General features: G+C 60.9%; 20 protein-coding genes. 4 read left to right on the forward strand and 16 right to left on the reverse strand.

Annotated elements, in window-relative coordinates; genetic code table 11:
- Positions 1-67 precede the first annotated feature (67 nt).
- The 5 genes from ACSQ8V_RS27645 to ACSQ8V_RS27665 all read right to left on the reverse strand — a co-directional run bounded on the left by ACSQ8V_RS27645 (position 68) and on the right by ACSQ8V_RS27665 (position 5,699).
- Positions 68-1,123: a sugar phosphate isomerase/epimerase family protein gene (locus ACSQ8V_RS27645; RefSeq protein ID WP_436207812.1), complete on the reverse strand. Its 1,056-nt coding sequence runs from the start codon at positions 1,121-1,123 to the stop codon at positions 68-70.
- 44 nt (positions 1,124-1,167) lie between these two features.
- On the reverse strand, positions 1,168-2,130 hold the full coding sequence (locus ACSQ8V_RS27650; protein WP_436207813.1) for a substrate-binding domain-containing protein: 963 nt from the start codon (positions 2,128-2,130) through the stop codon (positions 1,168-1,170).
- A gap of 62 nt (positions 2,131-2,192) precedes the next feature.
- On the reverse strand, positions 2,193-3,209 hold the full coding sequence (locus ACSQ8V_RS27655; RefSeq protein WP_436207814.1) for an ABC transporter permease: 1,017 nt from the start codon (positions 3,207-3,209) through the stop codon (positions 2,193-2,195).
- The gene (locus ACSQ8V_RS27660; RefSeq protein WP_436207815.1) at positions 3,190-4,677 is read right to left on the reverse strand and encodes a sugar ABC transporter ATP-binding protein; all 1,488 of its coding nucleotides are present in this window, start codon (positions 4,675-4,677) and stop codon (positions 3,190-3,192) included. The genes ACSQ8V_RS27655 and ACSQ8V_RS27660 overlap by 20 nt, the downstream gene beginning before the upstream one ends.
- A gap of 2 nt (positions 4,678-4,679) precedes the next feature.
- Positions 4,680-5,699, reverse strand: a complete 1,020-nt coding sequence (locus ACSQ8V_RS27665) for a LacI family DNA-binding transcriptional regulator (protein ID WP_436184747.1) — start codon at positions 5,697-5,699, stop codon at positions 4,680-4,682.
- Between the two features lie 204 nt (positions 5,700-5,903).
- Between ACSQ8V_RS27665 and ACSQ8V_RS27670 the strand changes: the two genes are divergently transcribed.
- Positions 5,904-6,608, forward strand: coding sequence for a class I SAM-dependent methyltransferase (locus ACSQ8V_RS27670; RefSeq protein WP_213766054.1), 705 nt, complete (start codon positions 5,904-5,906; stop codon positions 6,606-6,608).
- 31 nt (positions 6,609-6,639) lie between these two features.
- On the opposite strand, the gene ACSQ8V_RS27675 is transcribed toward ACSQ8V_RS27670, so the two are convergent.
- The 4 genes from ACSQ8V_RS27675 to ACSQ8V_RS27690 all read right to left on the reverse strand — a co-directional run bounded on the left by ACSQ8V_RS27675 (position 6,640) and on the right by ACSQ8V_RS27690 (position 12,505).
- The gene (locus ACSQ8V_RS27675; protein ID WP_436207816.1) at positions 6,640-8,460 is read right to left on the reverse strand and encodes a cytochrome c biogenesis protein DipZ; all 1,821 of its coding nucleotides are present in this window, start codon (positions 8,458-8,460) and stop codon (positions 6,640-6,642) included.
- Between the two features lie 119 nt (positions 8,461-8,579).
- Positions 8,580-9,095, reverse strand: coding sequence for a peptide-methionine (R)-S-oxide reductase MsrB (gene msrB / locus ACSQ8V_RS27680; protein ID WP_436207817.1), 516 nt, complete (start codon positions 9,093-9,095; stop codon positions 8,580-8,582).
- Positions 9,096-10,590: 1,495 nt separating this feature from the next.
- Positions 10,591-11,070 carry a hypothetical protein gene (locus tag ACSQ8V_RS27685; RefSeq protein WP_436207818.1) on the reverse strand — a complete coding sequence of 160 codons (480 nt, stop codon included), beginning with the start codon at positions 11,068-11,070 and terminating at the stop codon, positions 10,591-10,593.
- 487 nt (positions 11,071-11,557) lie between these two features.
- A complete protein-coding gene (locus ACSQ8V_RS27690; RefSeq protein ID WP_436207819.1) occupies positions 11,558-12,505 on the reverse strand; it encodes a GlxA family transcriptional regulator in 948 nt (315 codons plus the stop codon).
- A gap of 345 nt (positions 12,506-12,850) precedes the next feature.
- On the opposite strand from ACSQ8V_RS27690, the gene ACSQ8V_RS27695 reads away from it, so the two are divergent.
- The 3 genes from ACSQ8V_RS27695 to ACSQ8V_RS27705 all read left to right on the forward strand — a co-directional run bounded on the left by ACSQ8V_RS27695 (position 12,851) and on the right by ACSQ8V_RS27705 (position 16,351).
- Positions 12,851-13,939, forward strand: coding sequence for an alpha/beta fold hydrolase (locus ACSQ8V_RS27695; protein ID WP_213766049.1), 1,089 nt, complete (start codon positions 12,851-12,853; stop codon positions 13,937-13,939).
- Between the two features lie 188 nt (positions 13,940-14,127).
- Positions 14,128-15,285 (forward strand): alpha/beta hydrolase, encoded by a 1,158-nt coding sequence (locus ACSQ8V_RS27700; protein WP_436207820.1) that lies wholly within the window; start codon positions 14,128-14,130, stop codon positions 15,283-15,285.
- 184 nt (positions 15,286-15,469) lie between these two features.
- Complete coding sequence (locus tag ACSQ8V_RS27705; protein WP_436207821.1) at positions 15,470-16,351, forward strand: NmrA family NAD(P)-binding protein; 882 nt, start codon at positions 15,470-15,472, stop codon at positions 16,349-16,351.
- Positions 16,352-16,512: 161 nt separating this feature from the next.
- On the opposite strand, the gene ACSQ8V_RS27710 is transcribed toward ACSQ8V_RS27705, so the two are convergent.
- The 7 genes from ACSQ8V_RS27710 to efeB form a co-directional block, all read right to left on the reverse strand.
- Positions 16,513-17,700, reverse strand: a complete 1,188-nt coding sequence (locus ACSQ8V_RS27710; RefSeq protein WP_436207822.1) for a thiolase family protein — start codon at positions 17,698-17,700, stop codon at positions 16,513-16,515.
- Positions 17,701-17,730: 30 nt separating this feature from the next.
- Entirely contained in the window at positions 17,731-18,435 is a 705-nt protein-coding gene (locus ACSQ8V_RS27715) for an SDR family oxidoreductase (RefSeq protein WP_436207823.1), read from the reverse strand.
- Positions 18,436-18,504: 69 nt separating this feature from the next.
- The gene (locus ACSQ8V_RS27720) at positions 18,505-18,936 is read right to left on the reverse strand and encodes a MarR family winged helix-turn-helix transcriptional regulator (protein WP_436184756.1); all 432 of its coding nucleotides are present in this window, start codon (positions 18,934-18,936) and stop codon (positions 18,505-18,507) included.
- A 73-nt stretch (positions 18,937-19,009) separates the two neighbouring features.
- Positions 19,010-20,065, reverse strand: a complete 1,056-nt coding sequence (locus ACSQ8V_RS27725) for an ABC transporter ATP-binding protein (protein ID WP_436207824.1) — start codon at positions 20,063-20,065, stop codon at positions 19,010-19,012.
- A 6-nt stretch (positions 20,066-20,071) separates the two neighbouring features.
- Positions 20,072-21,715 carry an ABC transporter permease gene (locus ACSQ8V_RS27730; protein WP_436207825.1) on the reverse strand — a complete coding sequence of 548 codons (1,644 nt, stop codon included), beginning with the start codon at positions 21,713-21,715 and terminating at the stop codon, positions 20,072-20,074.
- 12 nt (positions 21,716-21,727) lie between these two features.
- A complete protein-coding gene (locus ACSQ8V_RS27735; RefSeq protein WP_436184758.1) occupies positions 21,728-22,753 on the reverse strand; it encodes an iron ABC transporter substrate-binding protein in 1,026 nt (341 codons plus the stop codon).
- Positions 22,754-22,826: 73 nt separating this feature from the next.
- On the reverse strand, positions 22,827-24,098 hold the full coding sequence (efeB, locus tag ACSQ8V_RS27740; RefSeq protein ID WP_436207826.1) for an iron uptake transporter deferrochelatase/peroxidase subunit: 1,272 nt from the start codon (positions 24,096-24,098) through the stop codon (positions 22,827-22,829).
- Between the last annotated feature and the right edge of the window lie 2 nt (positions 24,099-24,100).

Raw genomic sequence — 24,100 nt, forward strand, 5'->3', positions numbered from 1 at the left:
GGGTGATCGACTGGCGTTCGGTGCTTCAAGACCCGGGTCTTGAGGCCCGAGTCTTAAAGCCCGAGTCTTAAGGCCCGAACCCCAGCACCTCCCGTATTTGCTCACCGTTCGCGCCGCTTCCCGCGAAGTCATCGAACGCTCGATCCGCTACGCGAATAATATGCTTGCGGATATAGTCCGCCCCCTCCCGCGCGCCATCCTCCGGATGCTTCAACGCGCACTCCCATTCAAGCACGGCCCAGCCGGGAAAATCGTACTGCGCCATCTTCGAAAAGATCGCTCCAAAGTCGATCTGCCCGTCGCCCAGCGACCGGAATCGCCCTGCCCGATCCACCCACCCCGAATAACCGCCGTACACGCCCTGCCGGCCGTTAGGGCGGAACTCGGCGTCCTTCACATGGAAAGCCTTGATGCGTTCGTGATAGATATCGATGAACTGAAGATAGTCCAGTTGCTGCAGCAAGAAGTGACTCGGATCGAACAAGATGTTCGCGCGCGGATGATGGTCGACAGCAGCAAGAAAACGATCGAAGGTCACGCCGTCGTGCAAATCCTCACCCGGATGCAACTCGTAGCAAACGTCCACGCCAGCCTGATCGAAGGCGTCGAGCAACGGCCGCCAGCGCCGCGCCAGTTCCTCGAACGCGGCCTCCACCAGACCCTGTGGACGCTGCGGCCACGGATACAAATAAGGCCACGCCAACGCCCCGGAAAACGTCACGTGGGCGCTCAACCCCAGGCGCTTCGATGCCGCCGCCGCGAACCCGACCTGTTCGATCGCCCAAGCCGTGCGAGCCTTGGGATCGCCGCGGACATGCGCGGCGGCAAAACCATCGAAGAGCGTGTCGTAGGCTGGGTGAACCGCGACAAGCTGCCCCTGCAAATGCGTCGATAACTCCGTGATGCTAACGCCCGCGTCTTCCACTACGCGAAGCAGATCGTCGCAATATGCATCGCTCTTTGCAGCCTGCTCGAGATCGATCAGCCGCAGATCGCACGGCACCTGGATACCTTCGTAACCCAGGCCCTTCGCCCAGCCCGCAAGATGCGCGAGGTTATCGAAGGGCAAGGTGTCGCCTAGAAACTGCGCCAGGAAAATGGCGGGGCCTTTGATGGTTTTCATGAGCATCGATCCGCTAACGTAGCTGTGTTCAAACCGCCCGGAATTCAGAACGGCGAATTCGGATAATAGAACTGTTTGGCGTTGTCTTTCGTGATCAGCACCGAAGGAATGATGGTCGTCGGTGGCAACTTTTCGCCCTTCAAACGGGCTTCAGCTGTGAGCTTGATCGCGTCATAGATGAACTTGGGCGAGTACGACACATCCGCCTGGACCAGCTTGTCACCGTCCATGATCCGCTTGACCGCTTCCTTCGATCCCGCGCCGCCAAACACCTGCTTGATGTCCGTACGCTTCGCCTGATCGATGGCCTTCAGCACGCCGATCATCATGTCGTCATCGGCCGCCCAGACCGCGTCGATATGCTTGAAGCGCGTCAGGTAATCCTGCATGACCTTGAACGCGTCGTCGCGATTCCAGTTGGCGTATTTGGCATCCAGGATCTTCATGTCGGGATGCTGCTTGATCACCGATTCAAACGCAGTCCAGCGTTCGTTATCGAGCGTGGTCGGGATGCCGCGCAACGCCACGATATCACCCTTGCCGTCCATCGTCTTCGCCAGATATTCAGCCGGCAGCTTGCCGAATGCGGTGTTGTCGCCGGCTACGTACGCGTCCTGCGCGCTGGTATCGGTGAGCCCGCGATCCACCACGGTGACGTACACGCCCTTCTTCTTGACCTGCGCCACCGGCTGCGTCAAGGAAGCCGATTCGAACGGGAAAATCACCAGCGCGTTGATCTTGTTCACCGTCACCAGGTCCTGCAACTGATTCGCTTGTTCCGGCGCGCCGGCCGCGGTCTTGATGATGATCTTCAGGTCAGGATGCGCCTGTTCCAGTTCCTTTTTAGCCTCGTTGGCCCACCAGACAATACCGCCGGTGAAGCCGTGCGTCGCCGTCGGGATAGCAACGCCGAGCGTGACTTTATCGGCGGCGTTGGCCGAGACGGCGCCCGCCGCCAGCGCTAATGTAACGAGTGGGGCGCCGAGTGCGCGAAGAATGTTTTTCATGCTGTGTCTCCATTGTTTTGACAGGCGCCTGAGAGGATGTCAGGGCACGGTTCGAACACACTTCAACGACGTCCACGCTGTAAAAACGCTACGAAAATAATCACGGCGCCTTGCACTGCCGCGTTGAGATACACGCTGATGATGCTGGTGAGATTCAGGATGTTCGCAATCACCGACAACAGGATCGCGCCGATCACCGTCCCGATCACGCGCCCTTCGCCCCCCCTTAACGCGGTTCCGCCAACGACCACCGCCGCAATCGCTTCAAGCTCCCAGAGCAGGCCGGTCGTAGGGGTTGCGGACCCGAGGCGCGGCACATACAGCACGGTCGCCACGCCTACACACAGTCCAAGCAGCACATACGTGACGATCTTCACGGTATCCACGCGAATGGCCGCATAACGCGCGACCTGTTCGTTCGACCCGATAGCCTGCACATGCCGCCCGAACACGGTCCGGTTCAGCACGATCACGCCGCCCGCTGCGACGATCAGGAACACCCAGATCGGCACGGGAATGCCGAAGAGGCTGGCGTAATACACAGGGCCATAGAGATCGGACAAATTGTTGTCGAGCGTGAGCGCGCCTCCGTCCGCGAGCCACGTCAGTACCGCACGAAAAATGCCGAGCGTCCCCAGTGTCACGATGAACGGTTCTATCCGTCCCTTGGTCACGAGCAGGCCATGCGCCAAACCGAAAAGACCCCCTAAAACAAGGGCTAAAACGATCCCGACAGCGATAATGGCGAGTGGCGCAAGGGTGCGTCCGCCCACGCCGTGCGCGAGCGCGTTCATGATCCAGATCATGCTGCCCGCGATCAATGCGGCCATCGATCCGACCGACAAATCGATACCGCCCGAGATGATCACGAAGGTCATCCCCACGGCAATGATGCCGATGAACGAGGTTCGCGTGAGGACGTTCATCGCGTTGTCGAAGGTGGCGAAATCCGGGTTCAGCAGCGTGCCGCCTATGCATAGCGCGACCAGCCCGAGCAGTGGCCCGACGCCGTGCAGCCGCCGCGCGATGTTGCCCAGCCGGCTCGATCCTTCAACGCCTTCAGTGTGTGCCGGTCGCATGCGCGATCAACCTCTCTTCAGTCAGATGTCCGGGCCCAAGCGTGGCGACAAGCTGGCCGCCGCGCATCACCGCCACGCGATGGCATAAACCAATCAGCTCGATCAGTTCGGATGAGATGACGATCACCGCACGGCCTTCAGCGGCGAGCGCGTGGATCAGGAAATAGATATCGCGTTTCGCGCCGACATCGACACCGCGAGTGGGCTCGTCGAGAACAACCACGCGTGGATCGGGATGCAGGAACTTCGCGAGCGCGAGCTTTTGCTGATTGCCGCCCGACAACATGCGTGCGCGGCTCGCCAGATTGCCCGTGCGGATACCGAAGTCGCCGACCGCCTTTTTAAGCGCATCGCGTTCCGCTTGCGCGTCGAGCAGCGGATGCGCGTAGCGCTCCAGCGTCATCATGGTGAGGTTGTCCTTCAACTCCATGTCGACGTGCAGGCCACGTCCCTTGCGGTCCTCGCTCAGATACGTGATGCCATGTTTCATCGCGGTGCGGGGATCGCGCGGATTGATGCTCTCGCCGTCGAGCATGATGCGTCCCGCTGTGCGCGCCCGCAGGCCGACCAGTCCTTCGAAGAGTTCCGTGCGTCCCGCGCCCACAAGTCCCGCGAAGCCGAACACTTCGCCTGCCCGCACCGAGAAGCTCACGTTCTCCGCCCATCCCGGCACATAGGCGTTATCGACCTTGAACACAACGCGGGCATCGGCGGCGAGGATGGGTTTATCGGGGAACATGTCGGACACTTCGCGCCCGACCATCAGGTTCGCCATCTGCTGGCGCGTGGTCTCGGCAGTCAGCCCGCGCGTGACGAAACGGCCATCGCGCATCACGATGACCTCGTCAGTGACAAGCTCCACTTCATCGAGCTTGTGCGAGATATAAACGATGGTCACGCCGTCGTCCTTCAGCCGCGCCATCAACGCGAACAGGCGTTGCGTTTCAGCGGGCGTGAGCGTGGCGGTGGGCTCATCCATGATCAAGAGGCGGGCATCGCGCAGCATGGCCTTGGCGATTTCCACGAGTTGCTTCTCCGCGACGATCAGGTCGCGCACGCGTGTATCCGGGTGCTTGTGCAGGCCGACATCGGCGAGACGCGCGCGTGCGTCTTCGCGCATGGCGGGTTCATCGAGGAAGAAGCCGCGCCGTTTCTCATGACCGAGAAACATGTTCTGCACAATGCTCAAATGATCCGCGAGGTTCAGCTCCTGATGGATCAGCACGATGCCTGTGGCTTCGGCATCGCGCGAACTGTCGAAGGACTTGACGACGCCGTCGATGGAGAACGTGCCCGCGCTCGGGCGTTCATAGCCGGCGAGGATTTTCATCAACGTCGACTTGCCCGCGCCGTTCTCGCCAAGCAAGCCGTAGATGCGTCCAGGTGCGAGGTCGAAGCTCACGCCGTGCAGCACGCGAACCGGTCCGAACTGTTTTTCGATGTTGTCGAAGCTGACGGCCAGGCTCATGATCACGCGCTCCTTCTTATCATCAGCTTGTGCGGGAGCAGCACGCCGGGCACGTGTACGTTTGGTTCGCGCAGGCGTTTGAGCAGCAGGCGCGCGGCGGTTTCGCCGAGTTCGCGCATGGGTTGAGCGACCGTCGTCAGCGGCGGATCGATTTGCGCGGCGACGGCGATATCGTCGAAGCCCATTACGGCCATGTCGTCCGGCACGCGCAAGCCGACGCCCCGCAAGCCGTTGATTACGCCGATGGCGAGGGTATCGGAGACGGCGAACACAGCAGTCGGTCGGTTGCGCCGCAGGCGTGTCAGCGTGCGCGCGGCGCTTTCGCCGGCCGCGTAATCGAGGGTATCGAGGTCGATTTGCCAGGCGGCATCGGCGTCGATCCCCGCAGCGCTCAGCGCATCGCGGTACCCCTCTGCGCGCTGGCGGCTATATAAATAGCCTCGGCCCGAATTAATCAGCGCGATTTTCCGGTGGCCTTGGCTGAGCAAGTAGCGTACTGCATCGCCAGCGGCTTGATAGTTGTCGATGCCTACATACGGCACGCCTGCCGCGGGATCAAACTCGCAACACGCTACCCAGGGCAGCGTGGCAGTTTCCTCGACTAGCGCCTGCTGAATGGCGGCAGGATCGAGACAGATGGCGCCGTCGGCGCGGCGGCCTCGCAGCAGGTCGAAGTAACTGCGCTCGCGGCCAGGATCGGCGCCTGTATCGCAGAGCAGCATGAAATAGCCGTTTTGACGGGCGACGCTGTCGATACCGCGAACGATGGCGGCATAGAACGGGTTGCCGAAGTCGGGAACCATGGTGAGCAGCATGCGGCTTTCGGCCGTGCGCAAATTGCGGGCGAGTTCATTGATTCGATACCCGCTGGCCGCAACCGCTGCGAGCACTTTGTCGCGGGTGGGTTCACGTACGTTGGTGTGGCCGTTCAGGACGCGGGAAACAGTCGCGACCGATACGCCCGCCTTCTGGGCGACATCGGAGATCGAGATTTCATCGGCGGTGCGAAATGTTTCCGTCATTTGTTTCAACTCACAGCCCGCAGGATGTAATGGATTACATTATTGGAGTGGAGGCCGGCGGGCGCGATAGGGACAAACACGAAGGAAGGTCGTTCACACGAACACCCAAAACAGCAGGCACGCGGGACATCCCGGCCCCCGACGCCCAAACTGGCGCATACTACGTCCCCGTCTCCCCGCGCGGCTTCACTTTGCGCCTCCCTGATGCCCGGTTACCTGACCAAGCAACAAAACATCGCCGTTGCTGGCGTTGAAGACCTCATCATTCGCTCGCTGCTGGACCTTCAGCAATTCTCCGACCCCACCGGCGACGCCGAGCGAATCGGCATCTCCTCCGCCATGTGGCCGCTATTCGGCATGCTGTGGCCATCCGGCGCGCATCTCGCCGCACGCCTCGCCCTGCGGCCAGTATTGTTGGACGAACGAATTCTCGAAATCGGCTGCGGACTGGCGCTCGCCAGCCTCGTCGGACACCGTCGCGGCGCGGACGTGACCGCCAGCGATTGCCATCCACTGACCGCAGACTTCCTGGACAAAAACCTGCGCCTGAATCACCTGCCGCCCATGAAATACCGGCACGGCAACTGGTCCATTCCTGAACTGGAAGACACGCTGGAAGATGAAGCAGGACGCCGTATTGTCGATGGCCGCTTCGACCTGATCATGGGCAGCGACCTGCTCTACGAACGCGATGCCAACGCAACGCTCGCCGCGTTCATCGGACTGCATGCGTCGGCGGCGGCCGAGGTCTGGATCGTGGACCCCGACCGGGGCAATCGTGCCGCGTTCAACCGGCAAATGGGCGACCGCGGCTTCCAGATGCGCGAGGAACGGCTGGATAAAATCGCCTTCGACGATACCGCCGCCTATAAAGGCCGCCTGCTGATTTATCGCTTCAACGACGCATAAGGCGGCGCCCTATGCGTCCACCGTTCGTGGCTCAACCAAACGTGAATGCATACGCCTCGACACCAGGATCCAGGAATTCAATGGTAAACGTGCGATCTTTTACATCGCCCGGCTGGCGTACGAGTTGATATAAGCGCTGCTCCGTGATCGTGCCGGTGCCATCGGCCATCACATCCGACCCGTGTGCGTTGCCCGGCGCCGCGCCGTCGATGCTGACGCGGAACCTCACCGGCTTGTTGTCCTTTCCTGGTCCCAGCACGAGATGCAAGTCACGCGCGTGGAATCGATAAACAATAGTTCCCGTCGATGCCGCCAGCGTCGCTTGCTCGGCTTCTACCTTCCATGCACCCGCCAGACCCCAGTCGTTAAGCGCGAGTTGAGCAGGCGCCGCATACGTGTGAACGCGGTCATGCGACTCGCCGCCGCCGTCAGCAAAGTTCTCCGCACGCTCGTAGCCTACATAGGTTTCCGGCGACTGCATGTCGGCGTTATCGGCGGCCATTTGCACGCCCTTCGCTACGGTGTCGTCGCTGACCATCGCGCCCGCATTCGCGTGACCGGCTTCCGCGAGTAACTGCTGGATCACCTGTTCCGAATGCGCATAGTCACCTTCGCCAAAGTGATGAAAGCGAATCTGCCCCTTGGCATCGATAAAATAATGCGCCGGCCAGTACTGATTCCCAAATGCACGCCAGATTGCGTAGTTGTTATCGATGGCAACCGGATAGTCGACACCCAGATCGTGCGTCGCGCGCTTGACGTTGTCCACGTTGCGCTCGAATGCAAACTCGGGCGCATGCACGCCGATCACCACCAACCCCTGATCACGATACTTCTGCGCCCACGCTTTCACGTAAGGCAGCGAGCGCAGGCAGTTGATGCACGAGTAAGTCCAGAAGTCGACGAGCACGACCTTGCCGCGTAAATCCTGCGCCGTCAGCGGCGGTGAATTGAGCCATTGAACGGCGCCGGACAACGACGGCAATTCGCCCTCTACCGGCAGCGACAGCGGCGCGTCGGCGGGAGCGGCTGCACGCATCATCGCGGGTCCGGCGGCGGCATCGGTTGCCGTGGCGGTCTGGGCGGGTGTCGCCGTTTCGTTGTTGACAGCCTTGGCCTGCGCCGTACCGCCTGATAACAGGTCCACCAGTTTCTGTTCGATGCCGCCCGTGGCAACAGTCGACACGCGCGCGAGCACGCCGGTATCGAGTCCTAACGAGATGGCGACAACACCGAGCAACATCGCAGCGCCAATACCGCGACGAATCCACTCGCCCGCCCCCAGCGAGCGTTTCATTGCAGCAAACACCCGGCCGCCGATGAGCAATGCCACCGCCAGCGACGTCGCAGCCCCTGCCGCGTAAGCGACCAGCAGAAGTGTCGTGCCGACACTTGCGCCGCGCAATGCCGCACCGGTCAGTACAAGGCCCAAAATCGGGCCGGCGCACGGCGCCCACAGCAAGCCGGTCGCAATGCCCAGCAGGAACGACGAACTCGCGCGCACTTGTTGTCCATCGGCCTGGGCGAATTCGGTCAGCCGGTTGCCCGCGCTGACAAACGGTCGCATCAGGCGTTCTGCGAAACTTGGCAACAACAACGTCAAGCCGAAGATGCCCAGCAACGCGACAGCAACCCAGCGGCCGTACTGGTTCGCCTGCGTCACCCAGCCGCCGCCCACTGCCGCGAGCGTCGCGACCGCTGCAAAGGTGATGGCCATGCCGGCAAGCAAGGGCAGGCCGCTACGCACGAACGGTTGATCCGCCCGCGAGAACACGAAGGGCAACACGGGCAAGATGCAGGGGCTCAGGATAGTGAGCGCGCCGCCAAGATAAGCCAGGACAATGAGTAACATGAGCGTGAAGGTTCTTAGGTCTTTGGGTGGTCGGGATTCAGCGCAAAGCAGTTTCGGTAGCTTGTGCAGCGGATCAGGCGGCGTACTCGGGTAACGCTTAGGTGACGCTTAGGTAGCGCTCAGGCAGCGGCAGGTTTGAACGTCATTGCCAGGCCGTTCATGCAATAGCGCAAACCTGTGGGTTTTGGACCGTCATCGAAGACATGGCCCAGGTGTCCACCACAACGCCAGCAATGCACCTCGGTACGCGAGACGCCGAAAGACAAGTCCTCATGCGTTCCCACCGCGTGGTCGAGCGGTGCCCAAAAGCTCGGCCAGCCGGTGTGGCTGTCGAACTTCGTACGCGACGAAAAGACGTCGAGCTGGCATCCGGCGCACGCGAACGTGCCGCTACGATGTTCGTCGTTCAACGGGCTGCTGTAAGGACGTTCTGTGCCTTCCTGCCGAAGTACGTTGTATTGCGCAGGCGTCAGCAGGCGGCGCCATTGGTCGTCAGGGTGAATGACCTCGAACGATTCATCGGCGGTGCTGGCGTCTTTTCCGGTCGCACCTAATACTCGACGTTGATTGAACGCGGCAAACGCCGCTGCCGCAAAGACGCTGCCTGCGAAAATAAATCGACGCCGGGTCTGCATGATGTGCTCCTGAACAAAACCAACTTTTCAAGGAAGGCCGTTCTTGTATGAATCGGCTTTCCGGGTCGCGACAGGGAACTGCGGTTGTGGTTCTAACAGGCAAACACTCCAATCACGGCTTTAATCCCTCGGAACGGAAAAATCGTGATGAATTTTGAAGGGCCTGTCGGCTATTTCAACCGGTTTGTGGCGCGGTTTATCAACCCCACTATTCTCTGCGCGTCTGTTTGTTAGTTCGTCCAGGGGTGATGGCCGGTTACACGTGACCGGTTAAATTCGTTTGACCGGTCTGTGGATACCGCCGCGGGTATTTCGCGTTTTTTTGCTGCGCTATATTTTTGTAAATATAGCGTAATACGGGTGGTATTGAGTTGACATGACATGCTTAGGGGCTCAGGGTTGATGCTTTCAGGGGCTGTGGTCGGGGCTGGGTTCTGGGGTGGTGGTCGGGGTCTATGCTGGGGTGCCTGGTTCCGGGGTTAGCGGTCGGGGTCAGTGCCGGGTTGGTGCTTTCGGTCGTGGTGGTCTGCGAGAGTCGGATTTTCTCTTTATCACTATTAGCCACTGTGCGTGGCGGCACGTCATTTCTTTGTCCAAAGCGACAAAGAAACGAAGCAAAGAAAACGCTTTCAACCACGCTACCCTAAGTGTCCACAGCGTGCAGTTTTCATTCATAGGTGCCCCAAAAGCACGGTGCTCGCCAGAGCGAAGGATGTTTGAACCCCTCCTTCTCGCGAATCCTGACACGAACACGCTTCGCCCCGTACGCTCTCGGGCAAGCACCCTTGCTAAGGAACCCGCACGGCCTTACAGGTATTTACGGCTGCGGTTTTTTGACAGGTTAGCTACCTGGTCTGTGTGACCGTATTCATAGGTCACAGCTTGATGCGTGTTTGTGGTTACTGCTTCAGTTCTTTGTGAATTGGCTGCGCGTTCTGTACAGCTATTTTCGTCGGTTACGGCCACCCGCATCTTTGCGGCCTCGTTTCTTGGCGGGTTGGCGACGCGGTTCGAGGTGCGTACACATTTGGCGGGAGGTCGTCCGCGGATAGCGCGGGGTGCTCCTTGGGCAGGTTCAATCACTGGTGGCGAAGCGTGTGGGTATCGGTGTTCGGAGAAGGAGGGGTTCACACATCCGTGGCTCTGGCGAGCACCGTGCTTTTGGGGCACCTATGAATCAAAACTGCACGCTGTGGACACTTAGGGTAGCGTGGTTGAAAGCGCTTTCTTTGCTTCGTTTCTTTGTCGCTTTGGACAAAGAAATGACGTGCCGCCACGCACAGTGGCTAATAGTGATAAAGAGAAAATCCGACTCTTGCAGACCACCACGGCCGAAAGCAGCAACCCAGCATTGACTCCGACCGCTAACCCCGGAACCGACCACCCCGGCATAGACCCCGACCACCACCCCCAGAACCGACCACCCCAGCATAAACCCCAACCACTAACCCCAAAACCCCAAAACCCAACCCCGTCCACCGGCGCGAGCGAAAAATCACCGCACCATATACCCACGGTCAGTCATGCATTCGCCATATGATCGCCAGTACTGAACCATCGGCGGCTCAGGCGGTGGCAACGCGGGCATAGGTGCATCGGCGGACGTCGAACTTGCGTGCGCGGCCGCGCGAGCATCCGCAGCAACCCCGGGCGTGGGCGTCGAGGATGCCTCCATCGCCGATGCAGCAACCGGCGCCGACCCAGGCGAAATCGCAATCGCCGACGATGGCAACGGCGCCGCCACCGCAACCGGATGCACCGCACCAGGCTTCACGGTCTTCGGCTTTTCAGGTGCCTGGGACACCCGTGCCATCACCACGCCGGTATGTTGATTGGCGTAGCTGTAGCACATGGCGGTATCGATACTGGTTTGCGCCGGACTCTGGCTGCGCATCGGAAAAGCGATAGGTTGTTGCGCAAGCGCGCTGGTGCTCAGGAACAGCACGGCAATGCCGGCGGACAGGGAGATTCTCATAGCTCGTGCACTCCGAAAAACAAGAATGACGACACCCAGCTCTAGCCGATTCCTAAGGGCCGCCAAACGAGCTTTCACCTTACTGTCCGCGTCCCGTCCCCATGCGAAAGACTATCGCTGTAATCCGCCAACTTCTCGCGTTATTCGTCCGCTTAGCGCGCTGGACCGCGTTTCTCCAACAATCCTGAGCGATCCGGGAGCTGTCAGTTGCCGTAAATGGTGAAAAAATACGCCTTGATTTAGTAGGATTTTTTAACGATCGCTATCACCGGCCCGCGTGACGCGAAAGCGGCAAATGCCATTGCTTGTGCCGCAGAACATGAAAATCGCGGAGGCAGGATAGTGCCGCCGACGACAGATAGGCCGTGCGCGTTACAGTTAGACCGGCGTAAGTTCCCCACCCTGAATTCCGTGTACACCGAACGACAATTCGTGCTTAACCGGGCGCGACGGTACGTCGCCACCGGAGGGAAGAGGAATTTATATGTCAACCGTTCGCCTGGCCACGCGCGTTGCGGCGGATAGCCTGGGGCGGTTGACCGAAGGCTCGCAAAAACGCCCGACGCATTCTGTCGGGATCAGCAAAACCGGTTTCTCGTGCAACGACGTCAATTGGCAACCTTCCCTGCTCAACCATGAGACGCGCAGCTTCTAGCCGCAAATTCTCGACAGCCTTCGCGGGTGACTGCCCCGTCTCCTCACGAAATGCGCGAGTGAACTGCCGCACGCTCAAATTGGCAGCTTCAGCGAGTCTGTCGACCGTCAGTGGGGTGTGCAAATTGCTTTTCGCATAGACCAATGCGGTCTGGATTCTATCGGTCTTCGCATCGAGATCCAGCAACGTCGAGTGCTGTAACTGTCCGCCGGCACGTCGATGGAACATGACCATTCGCTTGGCAATAGTCCGCGCTATTTTTACACCAAGATCCCGTTCTACCATCGAAATCGCGAGATCAGTTCCCGCGGTCATGCCCGCAGATGTCCATACCGGACCATCTACGATAAATATACGATCCTCTTCGACGTTGATTCTCGGATACGTCGTTTGCAATTCGCGTGCGTGCGCCCAGTGGGTCGTGGCGCGCCGATCGTCAAGAACGCCGGCCTGAGCCAAAAAGAAGGCTCCCGTGCACATTGATGCAACGCGGCGAGTGTTTTTCACCGCTCCTCTTAAATAATCGACCAGTGCGGGGCTCGCCGCGTAAACGCCATCAATGACGCCGCCGATGATTACCGTGTCGAAACCGCCATCATCGAAACTGTCCGTCAAAACCGAATATCCAAGAGAACTTCGAACCGGTCCTCCACCTTCAGATATCAGACGTATGTCGTAGTGCGGTTCTTTAGTCATCCGGTTCGCCATTTCAAACACCGTCAGGCCGCCGAAGATCATGACCTGGAAGTTTGGAACGACGATGTAGCCGATGCGCAACATGACAAATCCTGGAAGGTTGTACAGCCAACTTTAAGCCTTGCATGCCGGCGCAGTGCGCGAGCCGTGCCGGCTGTCGAATCACATTGATCAGCGATATCACTGATGCGAACGCGCCACATCTGCCAGCTTTCACAATAATTCCACTGGTGCGGCTGGCAACCGGCGCTCAGGCATTGCTTTCGCGATCACGCCTGACGCGCGGCGATTCTACTGTCGATACTGACGTGATGCGCACGACTGCGCAAGTATGGCCAGAATTGTCGGATATACGGCCTTCCGACTGTATTGCCAGGTTCTACCATGAGCGGGTTCCCGAGTTCACGCATCCCTATTCGAGGCAACCCTATGGTTGGCAATATCACAGCATCCGCTTCAGTTTCCAGGTCAATTATTTCTCGCCGCACGTTCCTCGCGAGTGGGACTGCCGTTGCTGCAAGCCTGCTGCTGGGTCAACAGGCTGAAGCAGAGAGCCCTGGCGGCGACGAGGGCCTCAAGGAGTACGACATTGCTACCAATGGCGTCACCTTGCACGTAACTGAACAAGGCGAAGGGCCTGCCGTTCTCTTCTGCCACGGATTTCCAGATACCTCCTATACATGGCGCCGACAGATGAAAGCGATCGCATCTGCCGGATATCGAGCAATTGCTCCTGATATGCGCGGCTACGGACGCAGCTCGGCTCCGGCGGACGCAGCCTTGTACACGCCACTGCAAACGGTCGGTGACCTGGTTGGTCTGCTCGATGCGCTGAAGATCCCGAGTGCCGTCCTCGTGGGTCACGACTGGGGTGCAACCCACGTATGGCAAGCGGCGCTGATGCGTCCCGATCGATTTAAGGCTGTGTTCTGCCTCAGCGTGCCTTTCGTTCCTCGTGGGGATGTCAGCGTCTTCGAGAAGATGCGGAAGTCCGGCCATCAAGACGATTTCTACATGTTCGAACAGATCCGACCGGACGCCGATCAGATCTGGGCCGACGCCACGGTGACCATTCCGGGAATTCTGTATTGGGCCTCGGGCTCCGCTCCGGCAGACACGCGGTGGAGTCCCATGGATTCCGCACGAAGCCTTCACCGTGCGGCCCCCGGACCGTTGCCGTCATGGGCGGAACCTGATTACGTCGCTCATAACGTCGCGGAATTCCAGCGCACCGGCTTTCACGGTGGTCTGAACTACTATCGAGCCGCCGAACCGTACTTCTATTTGTCCGCTCCGTGGAAGGGCGCCAGGATTACCCAACCTTCATTTTTCATTTGGGGGAAGGCGGATGGCTTGAAAGAGCTTTATCCGCTTACCGTGGACCAGATGCGCGCCGGCGTTCCCGGTCTCGTCGGGGGTCTCGAACTCGATGGTGTCGGCCACTGGGTACAGCACGAAGCCCCCGACGTGGTCAATGACCAACTCGTGAAGTTCCTGCGAACCGTCATCCCCACCTGACTCGCAACGGGATGGGTACCCGGAAGAGACATCTATCCGGTGTCATGGCATTAATCCCGAGTACCTTGTACCAGAGGAAGTTCAGGCAATCAGCGCGCGCGACGCCGGCGAACGCGGCGGACCAGACCCGGAGCAGGTGAGTCCGCAGGCCTTTCCTATAATCAATCGTGACTAAATGGGACCTCCCTATGTCAGCTATGTCAGCTATGTCGCGCCGCGCTCTCCTCGAAAGTGGAACCGCCTTTGGTGCAAGCCTGCTGATGAGTAAAGCAGCTTTTGCGGCTGGATCTGTCGCCGCCGGCGGCACGGTTAACCCCGCCGCTAATTCAAGTAACGTCTCCAACCTGACCGTACGTAGCTTCAGCACGCGCCGCCACACGACACGCTACCTGGAGGCCGGCCCGGCCGACGGGCCGTTGATAATCTTTCTCCACGGCTGGCCCGGGATCGGCCTCATGTGGCGCACGCAGATCGAGGCCTTCGCGTCCGAAGGCTGGCGCTGCGTTGCACCGGACATGCGTGGCTACGGCGGCTCATCGGCGCCGGCCGCCTCTGAGTCCTACGCCTTGAACGAGATCGTCGACGATATGGTCGAGCTTCACGATCATTTGGGCGCGCGCCCGGCAATCTGGGTTGGCCACGACTGGGGAAGCCCCGTGGCCGGAGCGCTGGCCGCGCACCACGGGAAGCGCAGTCGCGGCGTGGTGCTGATCTCAGTCCCTTACTTTCCGGAGGGCTTCGCGCTGCCTAATCTCGTGCCGCTGATCGACCGTCAGTTGTATCCCGCCGATCAATATCCGGACGGGCAGTGGGATTACTTCCGCTTTTACCTGACGCACTTCAGCCAGACAGTTAGCGATTTCGAGGCGGACATCCCGGCAACCCTCGCGTCGATCTATCGGCGCGGCAATCCCGCGTCCGTGGGCCAGGTCTCGCCATCCGCCTTGATCACAGAAAACGGAGGGCGTTATGGCTCGGCTCATCGCGCTCCGGCAACACCGCCTGACCCAGCGCTCTGGACGCCCGCTGACTTTAACGCCTTGGTCGCGGCGTTCCAGGCCAGTGGTTTCCGTTCGGTCAATGCCTGGTACCTGAACGACACCGCCAACATCGCCTATGCCCATGCCGCACCCGATGGCGGCCGCATAAGCCAGCCTGTGTTGTTCGTCAACAGCGATTGGGACGCTATCTCCGACATCAACCGCAGTCGCCTCGGAGAACCCATGCGCGGCGCCTGCCAGGACCTTTCCGTAACGAACCTGCCCGCCGGCCACTGGCTCCCGCTCGAGCGCAAGACCGAACTTGTCCAGGCGATCCGTTCGTGGCTTGAGGCAAAAGGGCTATAGAAGGCGACGCGGCCTGTTGTTTCCCTCGTCTTGTCGAGTCGTTCATCAAGAGGCTCAGGTAAGTTACACCGCTTGACGTTTGACGATTGTGCGAAAGACATAAGCTGCGACGTCACTTCTCGTTCCCTTCATTGAGGATCGACTGGATGTCGCGGACCAACTAGAATTTTTTTGGAGATGCTCCATGACTAACCGGACAATTTTTGTAGCGGGCGCCACAGGCGATACCGGCGGGGCCGCGGCGGATGCGCTTCTGCTTGCGGGTGAACTGGTTCGGACATTGGTCCGGAAGGAAGACAAACGGTCTGAACGGCTGAAGGCACGGGGCGTCGAGATCGTCGTTGGAGACCTCTCGGATATCGACGACGTCTGCGGCGCGCTCGACGGAATCTATTCTGCCTATTTTGTGTTCCCTATCGAATCAGGCGGCGTCTCGGCCAGCGCTTATTTTGCGCAGGCTGCGCGCGAGACGGGGATCAGCGCAATCGTGAACATGTCACAGATTTCCGCGCGCCGCGAGGCGAAGAGCCATGCCGCGCTCGATCACTGGATTTCCGAAAGGATCTTTGACTGGTCCGATACACCGGTTACGCACCTTCGCCCTACCTTTTTCGCGCAATGGCTGACCTATCCCGGGCAGGTGGCAAGCATCAAGAAGGATGGCGTGCTGCAACTTCCTTTCGGCGAGGGGCGACATGCGCCTATTGCAGCGGAAGACCAGGGCCGCGTCATTGCAGCCATCCTCCGGGATCCTGCGCCGCACGCAGGAAAGATATATCCATTGCATGGCCCCGTAGAGATGAACCACTACGAGATTGCAGCGGAGATGAGCAAAGCCTTGAAGCGCGAAGTGGCATATCGGCCAATAGACCTGGAACTCTTCAAGAAACGGCTAGATAGCGATGACAAGTTCAGCGACACGTTTGCCCAGCATTTAATGTCAGTCGCCGTCGATTACCAGAACGGGGTATTCGCAGGCACGAATACGGTCGTCAAGGATCTTACCGGCACGCCACCAATGACCGTCGAGGCGTTTATCCGAAAGCACGCCGCTATGTTCGACTGACTGAGTAGGCTCGAACCGCCGAAATGCCCGGTACGATCGGCTGGAGTTCCGGCGTCGGCCACTGATCGCCTTCCCGCAATCACCGGGTGGGGATCCAGGGTGCGCGCCCGGTCGAGCAAGTTGGAGCGACCGTGCGCTGAACTCGCCCTCGCCCACCCGGATCAAACGCTTTCCAGCGCCAGCGCAATACCCTGTCCGCCGCCGATACACAACGTCACCATCGCTCGCTTGAGTCCCTCGCGTTTCATCGCGTGGACGAGACGCGTGACCAGCACCGCGCCGGTTGCGCCAATCGCGTGGCCATGGGCAATCGCGCCGCCTTCGGGGTTCACGACGTCATCAGGCAAACCAAGCTTGCGCGCAACCGCGATCGGCACGGCGGCGAACGCTTCGTTAATTTCGATACGTTCAAGATCTCCCAGCTTCCAGCCTGCACGATCCAGCGCCTGCTGCACGGCAGGCACCGGTCCCAGGCCGAACATGCCCGGTTCGACCGCCGCGATGCCGTACGCGACCAGCCGCACCGATGGCTCGATCCCCTTGCGCTCGGCAAACGCGCGATCCGCCACGAGCATCGCCGCCGCGCCGCTGTTCAGGCCCGGCGCGTTGCCTGCGGTGATCGTTCCGTCGGGGCGAAATGCAGGCCGCAGTTTGCTCAACGTCGCGAGCGTGGTGTCCGGCCGCGGCTGTTCGTCGATATTGAAGATAACGTTTTGCTTGCCCGCCTTCACCTCAACGCCGACAATCTCCGCCGCGAACCAACCCTTCGCCTGCGCTGCAGCGAAACGTTGCTGCGAGCGCTCGGCGAAGCGGTCCTGCGCTTCGCGCGTGATGTCCATCTGCAGGACGAGATCTTCCGTGTGCCAGCCGGAATGCTTGCCGGAGAACGCGTCGTCGAGACCATCGCGCAACATGCTGTCGTGGATTTCCGCGTTACCCATCCGATACCCGAAGCGGCCGTTATCGAGCAGATACGGCGCACGGTCCATGTTCTCCATGCCGCCCGCCACCGCGAGCTGCACGAAGCCGGCGGTGATCTCGTTAGCCGCCGATACAATCGCCTGAGCGCCCGAGCCGCACACGCGGTTCACGGTCAGCGCAGGAACTGCCACAGGCAAACCGCCGTTCACGGCCGCCTGACGCGCCGGATTCATGCGGTTGCCCGCCTGGATCACGTTGCCCAAGGTGACGGAGTCCACGTCCTGTCCCGCAACCCCGGCACGCCGCAGGGTTTCACGGACAACGGCCGCGCCAAGCTCCGTCGCGGGCGTGCCTTTCAGCGCGCCGTTGAATGCGCCGATCGCGGTCCTGACCGGCTCGCACAGCACGATTTCACGTTGTTGGCTCATGGTTCTTCGCTCCTGGTTGATCTGCGTATCTCAATGCGCCGGCGTGAGATAAGCAGGTGTTGCCGACGACAACGACGCCTTCACGCTGCGGCCGACTTCATCGACGAGAATCTCTTCCTTGCCCTGCTCGATGCCTTCGAGCACCTGCCGCACGACCTCTTCCGGCGATGTCTTCGGCGCGTCGATCCCCGCGGTCATATCGGTATCGATAAACGCCGGATGCACGCCGACCACCAGCGTGTTCTGCCCGCGCAGTTCGGTGCGCAAGCCGTTCGTGATCGCCCACGCGGCCGACTTCGACGCGCTGTACGAACCCGTGTTGTCGATGGTCAGCCAGCTCAGCACCGACAGGATGTTGACCACCGCGCCGCCGCCGTTGCGCTTCAGGATCGGTGCGAAGGCCTGGGTGACGGCAAGCGGACCGATCGCGTTGGTCTCGACCTGCGAGCGCACGGCGTCGATCGACGCGGCATCGAGCAACGAACCGCCAATGATCGCGCCGGCATTGTTGATGACGACCTGCACGTCGGTCAGACGATCGGCCGCAGCGGCAATGCTCTGCGCATTCGTGACGTCGAGCTGCACTGCTTCCACGCCGGGCACTTTGACCTGGTTTTTATCGCGCGCCGATGCATATACCTTCGATGCCCCCGCCGCGAGCAACGCTTTCGCAAACTGCTCGCCAAGGCCACGATTCGCGCCCGTTACCAATACGACTTTTCCTTTGATTTCCATGCCAATCTCCGTAGTGCATATGCACTTAATGAGGTAAAAAAACGCCAGCCATCACGGCCGGCGACTGTTTCATTCCATCGATGTCAGTTCAAGCAGCGACTTTCTCAGTTCCCCGGCGCGTTCCCGGCCGAACTTGTCCTCGAATTCCTGTTGCGCCTCGCGCCAGCGCAGCGATGCCTCGCCGAGCGTCTTTCTGCCAACATCGGAAAGGGACAACGCAACGGCGCGCGTACTGGCGTCTTGCTGGGCGGCCGTGACCAGGCGGTCACGCTGCAACGGTTTCAACGCCCGGACCAGCGTGGTGCGCTCCATCACCATGGCATCCGCGAGTTCCGCCATGGTCACGCCCGGCCGCCGATGGATTGCCGCAAGCAGCGTGAACTGCGCCGCCGTCACGCCTGCCTGGCTGACGTGGCGCTCATAAAGCTGCGACACAAACCGCGCCGCCTGACGGATGGCGAAGCAGTTGCAGTCGAGGTAGGACAAATCGGGGGTAGTCATACACCTAATGATAGTTGTGTATATGCACTTTGTCAAACCAGCAACATGGCCGGCCATTAGAACCGGCCCTCAATTACCCCTTGGGATACGCCACGACATCGCCTTCGACCGACAGCACGATGCGCTCGCCAACACGCGGATGCGAATGCCCCGCCACGCGAATCTGCACACCGCGCTCGCCCGTGAGGGAACGCAGCATGACGCTGGCATCGTGGCCATAGAACACGACTTTCTCGACCACTGCGTGAACACCATCGCCGTTCAAACGATGATCGGAAACAATCCGGATCTGCTCCGGCCGGATCATCACATCGACATCGCTCGCGGCCATCGCGCGTGCGATCGGCAAGGTGCCGAACTCGCATACCACCTGCTTCGAATTCGCATGATCGATCGATCCCGGCACGATCACCGCGTCGCCGACAAAACTCGCCAGCTCACGCGATACCGGCCGCCGATACACCGCTTCCGGCGAATCCGTCTGCACGAGACGGCCACGCCACAACACCGCGACCTCGTGCCCGAGCGACAACGCCTCGGCCTGATCGTGCGTGACCAGCACCGCAGTCGCACCCGTGGCCGCAAGCGCATTCACCACGGCTTCACGCGTTTCGATCCGCAAGGCGGCATCGAGGGAAGAAAACGGTTCGTCCAGCATCACAAGCGAAGGCGACGGCGCAAGCGCGCGCGCCAGCGCAACGCGCTGCTGCTGTCCGCCGGACAATGCCTGCGGCGGCCGATCACCATACGCCGCGGGCAGGCCGACCAGCGCCAGCAATTCGTCGACTCGATACCGCGCCCGACGCTGCTGCCGCGGCAAGCCGAAGACGATGTTATCGGCCACAGAAAGATGGGGAAAAAGCGCGCCTTCCTGCGGCACATAGCCTATCCGCCGCGCTTCGGACGGAACATGAATGCCCGGCCCCGCCACGCGCACGCCATCGATTTCAACGGTGCCGCCGTCCGCCCGCTCGAAGCCGCAGAGCACGCGCAACAGCGTGGTCTTGCCGCTGCCGGACGGTCCAAGCAACGCAAGCAACGTGCCGCGCTCCACCGATAAATCGACGCCATGAAGCACGGGTTGACCATCGAAGGATTTGGTCAGGCTGGTAACGCGAAGTTCGCTCATATCGATTTACTTGTCAGGCGGCGAACCGGCCTGTAGACCTTCTTTTATAACAGCCGCACGCCCCGCTACCGCCGATCGACCGAGCAACGTGAACAGCGCGATCGATGCCGCCAGCGAAATGCCCACGAGCAATGCGGCATAAGGCGCAGCGGCAGCAAACGCGAGCGTGGACGTATCGATCCAGACTTGCGTGGCGAGCGTGCGTGTACCGCTGGGCGACAGCAATAACGTGGAATTGAGTTCGGTGACGACCGAGATGAACACCATCGTCGCGCCCGCGCCCAGACCCGGACCGGCCAGTGGCAAGAGCACGCGCCGCACGGTTTCGCGCCAGCTTAGCCCAAGCGATCGAGCGGTCTCTTCCAGACGCGGCTGGGCTTGCGTAAACGCCGCGCGCACGCTGACCAGCGCGAGCGGCAAGAACAGAATGGCGTAGGCCACGACGAGCAGTTCAGCGCTTTGATACAGGGGCCTCAACGCGTGCACGGCCAGCGACACAATCGCCAGCGCGACCACGAGGCTTGGCAAACCCTGCGCGAGGAACACAATACGTTCGAATGTAGTCGCGATCCTGCTGGGAAAACGGACCAGGAGGAACGCCAGCGGTACGCACGCGAGCGTAGTAACGACCGCCGCAGCGCAACCATAACCAATCGATGACAACGTCGATTCGAGCAGCAGTTCCGGCGACACTTCCGCCGGCGTGATGGCCGCAGCGCCGCTTTGCGTCAGCCAGAAACCGATCATGCCGATAGGCACGCCCAGCGTCACGATCGCCAGCGCGACAAACGCGGCGACCACCGCCCATCGCCATGCGCCGAGTTCGTAGCGCAATGCGGCACGCCTCACGCCCCGATCAACGCGTTCATAGCGCGCGCCGCCACGCACGCGCATTTCCAGCGCGAGGCAGAACAGGCACATCGCGATGAGAATGCAGGCGAATACCGACGCGCCGCTGCTGTCGAAGCTCGTCCTGTATTCAGCGTAGATCTGGGTGGTGAAGGTCCGAAAGCGCAGCAGCGTGAACGCGCCAAATTCTGACAGCACGCCCAGCGCCACCAGCAGCATTCCGCCGAGCAGCGCGGGCCGCAATTGCGGCAACACCACACGCACGAACACGCCAACACGGCCGCAACCGAGCGAGCGGGCGCTTTCTTCGAGCGCCGGGTCCATGCCCCGCAAGGCGGCGGCGACCGGCAGATAAACGAGGGGAAAATACGCGGTGGAAATCACGAGCAACGCGCCCGCGAAGTCCTGCAAATCGAGGCTCAGCGAGACCCACGCGTAACTCGTGATGAACGCAGGCATGGCGAGCGGCGCGACCGTAAGCGCAGCCCAAAGACGCCGCCCAGGCAAACGCGTTCGTTCGATAAACCATGCGGCCGCCGTCCCCACCACCGCTGACACGAGCGTGGCGCTCACGGTAATGGACAGCGTGTTGATAAGCAGCTCGCCCACCAGCGGCCTGAAAATCAACTCGATGGCGTCATCCCAGCCGAACGTCACGGCGCGATACACCGTGAAGGCGAGCGGCATCAGCACGAGCAGCGCGCACAATCCAGCCGCCACGAGCAAACCCCGCGGCGCGCGTTTGCGGCTGCGGGGTTCAGGCAGCGCGGATACGCCAACCGCCTTCACGACATCGCTCATACTTGCATACGCTTACAGTAATCCGGCCTGGCGCATCAGCTTCGCGGCCTTGCTGTCATCGCCGAGTTGTTCAACCGTCAACGACGGCGGGCTCAACTGGTCGAAAGGCTTGAGCAGCGGATCGGGAGAAACACCGGCATGCAGCGGGTATTCGAACGCGATCTTGCCCTTGGCCATCAGGTCCTGCGCACGTTCGCTGACGAGATACGCCAGGAATTGCTGCGCCTCCTTCTGGTTCTGGCTCGACTTCAATACCGCCGCGCCCGATACGTTCACAAGCGCGCCCACGTCACCGTTGCCGAAGTGATAGATCGCGCTGCGAGTCGCGCTGTCGCCGAGTTGCACGTGCAGGCGCGCCCAGTAGTAGTTGTTCACTACGCCCGTCGCCACGCCGCCGCGATTCACTGCTGCCACTACACCTTCGTCGTCATCGAAGATCTGCGAATTTTTCTTCAGGCCCTTGAGCCAGTCCAGCGCTTGCGCTTCGCCCTTCATCGCGATCACTGCGCTGACCACCGGCAGGAAATCGCCATCGCTCGGTGCAATGCCAACCTTGCCTTTCCATTCCGGCTTGGCCAGATCCATCAGCGATGCCGGCAGTTGCGCCGCATCGATCTTCTTCGTGTTGTAGACCAGCACGTTTTCACGCGCGAGCACGCCGACCCAGTCGCCCTGCGGCGAGTTGTAGCGCGACGGGATGGTCGAGAGCGTGGAGGCATCGGTCTTGGCGAGCAAGCCTTTCTCGTCGAGCAACATCAGTTCGGGCGAATTCTCGGTGAAGTAGACATCGGCGGGAGAAGCCGATCCTTCCGCGACCAGTTGCGCCGCCATGGCAGGGCCTTCGCCGTTACGGACCTTCACCGAAATGCCGCTTTGCTTCTCGAAGTCCTTCGCCAGCGCGGCCACGACCTGCTCGTGTTGCGCGTTGTACAGGGTCAGCGTCGCCGCTTCCGCGTTCAGCGGCAGTGCCGCTGCGGCAGCCAGCACCGCGATGCCACAAAGCGTGCGCAGCACGGGCAGGGAGCGTGTGGTGTTCATTAAAGTCATTCCTTTTGTTGTGGTGCGCCGGCTTGCCGCCGGCGTGTGCTTTATTACTTCAACTTGCCTCAATTCAGGCTTCAAACAGCCCCGCGCCGATAAACGACCCCGGCCGCACGCCCGGCGGGCACGCGAACACCGCGCTGCCCACGTGCGTGGTGAACTGATTCATCATGTCGAACTTCGCCAGCCGGTCATTGATAGGAATGAAACCGGTGCGCGGATCGGCTTGATGCGCGACGAAGATCAACCCCGCGTCGTACTCGGTTTCCTGGCGCCATGGCGGCCACCGCTCGATATAAAAATCGGTGCCGTCGTTGTAGGAATACGAACGGCGCAGGATTTGCGCACCGTTATTCGTCGCCTGGTTCGACAGACGCACATGCGAGTTTTCCGGGATCACCTGGTTACCGTCTTTATCGGCGGCATCGAGGTCCAGCGCATCGAATTCATTCTTCTTGCCGATCGGCGCACCGCTGTATTTCTCGCGGCCCATCACCTGTTCCTGGAACCCACGTTCCATTGTGTCCCAGTGTTCCAGCGTGATACGGATACGGCGCACGACCGTGTACGTGCCGCCGTTCATCCACGGCGCGTCGGGCGCGTTGGCCCACACGAACTGATTCATCAGCGCCGGTTGCGCGGTCGACGGATTGTTGGTGCCGTCCTTGAAACCCATCAGGTTGCGCGGTGTCTGGCCACCCGGACCGGAGAGGAAACCCGCCTGACCCCAGCGCATGGCGACAATGCCGTAGCCCATGCGTGAGAGTTGGCGCACGGCATGGAATGCAACTTGAGCGTCGTTGGCGCAAGCCTGGATCAGGATGTCGCCGCCGGTTTTCTGCGGCAGCAACTGGTCGCCGTTAAAGCGCGGCAGGTCGACCAGCGCGGCAGGCCGGCGCTTCGCCAGGCCGTAGCGATCCTTGCCTTCGTGCGTGAAAAGCCCCGGGCCGAAACCGAACGTGATCGTGAGGCCCGCTGCACCGAGGCCGAGGATATCGCCGGAATCGGGTGCGGCTTTGTCGTCGGTCGGCAAAGGCTTGGCCGTGTCGCCACGCGACATGCGCGCGGCCGCGTCCGTCCACGTTTTCAGAAGGCCGATCACTTCCTCACGTTTGTCGGTCGTCAGATCGAGTGACGCCACATAGGTGTGGCTCTGCTGCGGCGTCACGATACCCGCCTGGTGCTCGCCGAAAAACGGCTCGACCACGAGCATCGGGTCGACGGGCTGCTTGAACTGTGCCTTGGTCGCGGCGTGCGCGACGGAACCTGCGCCTAACGCCGCGCCCGCAGCAACGCCGGCTTTCAGAAAGCGCCGGCGTGGTGAATCTTGATCGTTTGCCATGA

It is taken from the genome of Caballeronia sp. LjRoot31, assembly GCF_964253885.1.
Lineage (GTDB): Bacteria > Pseudomonadota > Gammaproteobacteria > Burkholderiales > Burkholderiaceae > Caballeronia.

Coding starts and splice junctions, on each gene's coding strand:
- ACSQ8V_RS27645 (WP_436207812.1), bottom strand. CDS start 1,123: ATGAAAACCATCAAAGGCCCCGCCATTTTCCTGGCGCAGTTTCTAGGC.
- ACSQ8V_RS27650 (WP_436207813.1), bottom strand. CDS start 2,130: ATGAAAAACATTCTTCGCGCACTCGGCGCCCCACTCGTTACATTAGCG.
- ACSQ8V_RS27655 (WP_436207814.1), bottom strand. CDS start 3,209: ATGCGACCGGCACACACTGAAGGCGTTGAAGGATCGAGCCGGCTGGGC.
- ACSQ8V_RS27660 (WP_436207815.1), bottom strand. CDS start 4,677: ATGAGCCTGGCCGTCAGCTTCGACAACATCGAAAAACAGTTCGGACCG.
- ACSQ8V_RS27665 (WP_436184747.1), bottom strand. CDS start 5,699: ATGACGGAAACATTTCGCACCGCCGATGAAATCTCGATCTCCGATGTC.
- ACSQ8V_RS27670 (WP_213766054.1), top strand. CDS start 5,904: ATGCCCGGTTACCTGACCAAGCAACAAAACATCGCCGTTGCTGGCGTT.
- ACSQ8V_RS27675 (WP_436207816.1), bottom strand. CDS start 8,460: ATGTTACTCATTGTCCTGGCTTATCTTGGCGGCGCGCTCACTATCCTG.
- msrB (WP_436207817.1), bottom strand. CDS start 9,095: ATGCAGACCCGGCGTCGATTTATTTTCGCAGGCAGCGTCTTTGCGGCA.
- ACSQ8V_RS27685 (WP_436207818.1), bottom strand. CDS start 11,070: ATGAGAATCTCCCTGTCCGCCGGCATTGCCGTGCTGTTCCTGAGCACC.
- ACSQ8V_RS27690 (WP_436207819.1), bottom strand. CDS start 12,505: ATGTTGCGCATCGGCTACATCGTCGTTCCAAACTTCCAGGTCATGATC.
- ACSQ8V_RS27695 (WP_213766049.1), top strand. CDS start 12,851: ATGGTTGGCAATATCACAGCATCCGCTTCAGTTTCCAGGTCAATTATT.
- ACSQ8V_RS27700 (WP_436207820.1), top strand. CDS start 14,128: ATGTCAGCTATGTCAGCTATGTCGCGCCGCGCTCTCCTCGAAAGTGGA.
- ACSQ8V_RS27705 (WP_436207821.1), top strand. CDS start 15,470: ATGACTAACCGGACAATTTTTGTAGCGGGCGCCACAGGCGATACCGGC.
- ACSQ8V_RS27710 (WP_436207822.1), bottom strand. CDS start 17,700: ATGAGCCAACAACGTGAAATCGTGCTGTGCGAGCCGGTCAGGACCGCG.
- ACSQ8V_RS27715 (WP_436207823.1), bottom strand. CDS start 18,435: ATGGAAATCAAAGGAAAAGTCGTATTGGTAACGGGCGCGAATCGTGGC.
- ACSQ8V_RS27720 (WP_436184756.1), bottom strand. CDS start 18,936: ATGACTACCCCCGATTTGTCCTACCTCGACTGCAACTGCTTCGCCATC.
- ACSQ8V_RS27725 (WP_436207824.1), bottom strand. CDS start 20,065: ATGAGCGAACTTCGCGTTACCAGCCTGACCAAATCCTTCGATGGTCAA.
- ACSQ8V_RS27730 (WP_436207825.1), bottom strand. CDS start 21,715: ATGAGCGATGTCGTGAAGGCGGTTGGCGTATCCGCGCTGCCTGAACCC.
- ACSQ8V_RS27735 (WP_436184758.1), bottom strand. CDS start 22,753: ATGAACACCACACGCTCCCTGCCCGTGCTGCGCACGCTTTGTGGCATC.
- efeB (WP_436207826.1), bottom strand. CDS start 24,098: ATGGCAAACGATCAAGATTCACCACGCCGGCGCTTTCTGAAAGCCGGC.